This is a genomic window from Neochlamydia sp. EPS4 (genome assembly GCF_000813665.1).
In the GTDB taxonomy this organism is placed as follows: domain Bacteria; phylum Chlamydiota; class Chlamydiia; order Chlamydiales; family Parachlamydiaceae; genus Neochlamydia.
This window is the reverse complement of the sequence record NZ_JSDQ01000067.1, coordinates 1-3596: the sequence shown is the minus strand read 5'-3', so window position 1 is coordinate 3596 and position 3596 is coordinate 1. Positions and strand designations below refer to the sequence as shown.

5 protein-coding genes are annotated in these 3596 nt (G+C 43.0%); 3 read left to right on the top strand and 2 right to left on the bottom strand.

The features are described 5' to 3' along the window. From DB42_RS07265 to DB42_RS07255, 3 genes are all read left to right on the top strand, one after another. The coding region (locus tag DB42_RS07265) for a HEAT repeat domain-containing protein (protein WP_044882388.1) at positions 1 to 1289 on the top strand (1289 nt) is incomplete at its 5' end. A gap of 102 nt (positions 1290 to 1391) precedes the next feature. Then, complete coding sequence (locus DB42_RS07260) at positions 1392 to 1922, top strand: transposase (protein WP_044882387.1); 531 nt, start codon at positions 1392 to 1394, stop codon at positions 1920 to 1922. Positions 1923 to 1934: 12 nt separating this feature from the next. Beyond that, a complete protein-coding gene (locus DB42_RS07255) occupies positions 1935 to 2120 on the top strand; it encodes a hypothetical protein (protein ID WP_044882386.1) in 186 nt (61 codons plus the stop codon). Between the two features lie 6 nt (positions 2121 to 2126). Here the strand turns inward: DB42_RS07255 and DB42_RS11285 are convergent, their stop codons facing one another. Beyond that, a complete protein-coding gene (locus DB42_RS11285; RefSeq protein WP_155117465.1) occupies positions 2127 to 2372 on the bottom strand; it encodes a hypothetical protein in 246 nt (81 codons plus the stop codon). Positions 2373 to 2819: 447 nt separating this feature from the next. Next, positions 2820 to 3596 (bottom strand): IS5 family transposase (locus DB42_RS07245; RefSeq protein ID WP_044882385.1); only part of this gene is annotated, 777 nt, incomplete at its 5' end.

Genomic DNA, 3596 nt, shown 5'->3' with positions numbered 1-3596 from the left:
TTTCTAAGGAAGCGGTAGATGCTCTTGTCCAAATTCTCAAGGAGGGGGATAGTGATGCCACGCGTGGGGCTGCCGATGCTTTAGAAACAGTGGCAAGGCAAGGAGGTAAGCTTTCTAAGGAAGCGGTAGATGCTCTTGTCGAAATTCTCAAGGAGGGGGATAGCAATGCCATACTTGCGGCTGCCATTGCTTTAGAAACAGTGGCAATGCAAGGAGGCAAGCTTCCTAAGGAAGCGGTAGATGCTCTTGTCCAAATTCTCAAGGAGGGGGATAGTTATGCCATACGTGCGGCTGCCTGCGCTCTAAAAAGAGCGGCAAAGCAGGGAAGCGAGTTTTCTAAGGAGACTCTAGATACTCTTGTCCAAATTCTCAAGGAGGGGGATAGCGATGCCATAGCCATACGTGCGGCTGCCTGCGCTCTAAAAAGAGCGGCAAAGCAGGGAAGCGAGTTTTCTAAGGAGGCTCTAGATACTCTTGTCCAAATTTTCAAGGAGGGGGATAGCAATGCCATAGCCATACGTGGGACTGCCTATGCTTTAGGAACAGTGGCAATGCAAGGAGGTAAGCTTCCTAAGAAGGCTCTAGATACTCTTGTCCAAATTCTCAAGGAGGGGGATAGCGAGGCCACGCGTGGGGCTGCCTGCGCTCTAAAAAGAGCGGCAAGGCAAGGAGGCAAGCTTCCTAAGGAAGCGGTAGATGCTTTTGTCCAAGTTCTCAAGGAGGGAAAGAGTTATGCCAAAATGCATGCTGCCTGCGCTCTAAAAAGAGCGGCAAAGCAGGGAAGCGAGTTTCCTAAGGAGGCGGTAGACGCTTTTATCCAAATTCTCAAGGAGGGCGATGGTATTGCCCAAAAGCATGCTGCCGATGCTTTAGGAAGAGCGGCAGGGCTAGGAGGCGAAATTGCTAATGAAGTGCTAGATGCTCTCATCCAAATTCTCAAGGGGGGCGATTATATTGCCCCAAAGTATGGGGTCGACGCCCTAAGAAAAGTCAAAAAGCATGCTGTCGACGCCCTAAGAAAAGTCAATAAGAATGCTTTATTAGAAATGAGCCTCGAATCATTTCCTTTAATCGCATGGGTTTGTTTCTTTGTGGCGGACAGCTTTTCAGTTAAAGGCCAGCTACTTCAAATTTCTGATAAAAGGATAACTTATTTCTCCGCGCATAAACTAAATCTTACCTACGATGGATTAAAAGAAAAGCTACCCACAGAGCTTGCCACATGGAGGAAACGATTAGATAGCCTCAGTCAAACTGGGAGTTATCAAGGGCCCACTGATCGAACGTAATGCTAAAAGAGGTTGCTGCCATTACTTTTAGAGCATGGTAGTACTACAGTGGTAATAAAAAATATAGTATGCTATTTTATTTGTTAAGTAGGGAGGTGAGGGATGGAATTGAAAGCAATAAACCAAACTATAAAACAAAAAAAAGAAGAGCTAGCCTTATTTTTAAGGCCTTTTTTTAGCCGGGAAGAAGCTAGACAAGTAGCTTTGCAATATACATGGGGATTAATGAGCAAAGCAGAACGTAAAAATACCTGGCAATTGGCAGAAGAGGCCGGCTTACAAACCCCGTATGCTTTTCAACATCTACTACGCCGTGGTTTATGGCAAGCAGATGCAATCAGAGATGGGTTGCAAATGGAAGTGTTGAAAGATAAAGAAGGCGGTATACTAGCTATAGATGAGACGGGCTTTTTAAAGAAAGGTAAGCATTCAGCAGGAGTGGCAAGACAATATAGTGGAACAGCAGGAAGAATTGAGAATTGTCAAGTAGGGGTTTTCCTTTCCTATGCAACTAACCAAGGCCACGTACTAATTGATCGAGAGCTATATATCCCCGAAGAATGGTTTTTAGATGAAGAACGTAGAGCAAGAGCGGGTATACCTAGAGAAGTTAAATTTAAAACGAAAATATAATTAGCTATGCTGATGCTACAGCGAGCTTTTAGCCATGGGATCAGGCCTTCTTGGGTAGTGGGAGACGAGGTATATGGAGTTTATTCCTTAAGAGCTTATCTAGAGCAAGAATGCTGCCCTTATATATTAGCTGTGCCATCTAACTACTATGTGAGCGTAGGTTTTGATCGAAATCCAGCCCGACGTTTTCTTGTTTAAATTTTGCTACTGACCTTTTTTCCTTTGTTCGTGAGAGAAAGCAATTAATCGATTAGATCTTATGCCAAATATAAACATCTTTTTAAGTTCAGAATGGATAAATTCCATATTATCTTTAGTGCCAAACCAATTGTCAGCCAGCGCATACTCAAACTTCGCTTGATTGGTAACTGCCTGTTGGATAAGCGCTCTGAAATGTTGGTTTTTAGTAATGGATGACTGCCTTTTTTCTTCTTTGTTTTCACATCGCAAAAATGCATATCTTTTTTGATTACTTCAAAGCCGATGGGAAAAGTGTAATCTCCATAGCTAATAAGGCAGGAAAGTAGATTAATCCCTTTTACTTGATCTTCCTTAAGTCTGTATAGGGTTTTTCTTCTATCGTATCATCAATAATCAATACACCTCCTTTATCTTGTTCTAGATGGCGCACTTGCTTTTTAACATATTGCCATAGCTCTTTTGATCCGCCTGGATTGTTATTAAGAAAATGGATGATTTTATCATGGCTAACCTTACCATCTAAAAGGTTGGATAGTCCTGTAGCTGTTGCTTGTTGATTCTAGCTGATAAGATAGGCCGTATAAATATCAAGAAGATCAAGCTTCATTTTTTTCTCCTCTTTTTCAAAGAAAGAAATATACATTTAGAAGGCCTTGTTGCGTAAATGACCTAATAGTTGGTCTGTTTAAAAGCTTATCAAGTTAGCACCCATTGTCCTTGGGGCATTCCAAGTGCCGCCATCTTATTCATCGCCAAAGATTTAGCATATAATTTTGCCCGCTGATAGTCTAGCTTCCTAGAGCGAAAATCTCCTCCAAAGCTTCTTTTAAAGCGGTACATCGCCGTTTCGGCAAGCGATCTTCTATGATAGCCACTAAGCTTCTTCCAAACCTGCCTAGCCTCATCATCTCCTCCCAAGCCTTGAATGACTTTTAAGTTATCATTCCTTTTTTTCATCCAAGGTTTGTCCGTCTCTTGGCTTAGCCTTCCTCCTCTTCTTGGAGGCACTACAGGATCTATCCCCCGAACATAAGACGATCGATAGAAAGCTTGTCTATCATAAGCGCCATCTCCATAAGTGGTCTTTACGCTCTTTGGCAGCTTGGGGATCATTTGGCTCGCCACTAAATCATCAGCTTTATTGCTAGTTGTTAATTCACTCAAAATAATCTCATGCGAGTCTGGGCAAACGCTTAAGTGAATCTTTCTCCAAGTCCTCCGCTTTACTTTGCCATGCTGGCGTACTTTCCACTCTCCTTCACCATAAACTTTCACTCCAGTGGAATCAAAGACTATGTCTGTTGGACGCTTACGGCTTAGCTTTGTAAGCTCTTGCCCAAGCTCTTTAGCACGCCTACAAATGCGGGTATAACAAGGAACAGGCAATCCCAAAGCCAGCAAAGTAATCAGCGATGACACAAATCCTCGCACAGCACGGAGGGGTAAATGATAAACCGCTCTAATCATCAACAC

Coding starts and splice junctions, on each gene's coding strand:
- DB42_RS07260 (WP_044882387.1), top strand. CDS start 1,392: ATGGAATTGAAAGCAATAAACCAAACTATAAAACAAAAAAAAGAAGAG.
- DB42_RS07255 (WP_044882386.1), top strand. CDS start 1,935: ATGCTACAGCGAGCTTTTAGCCATGGGATCAGGCCTTCTTGGGTAGTG.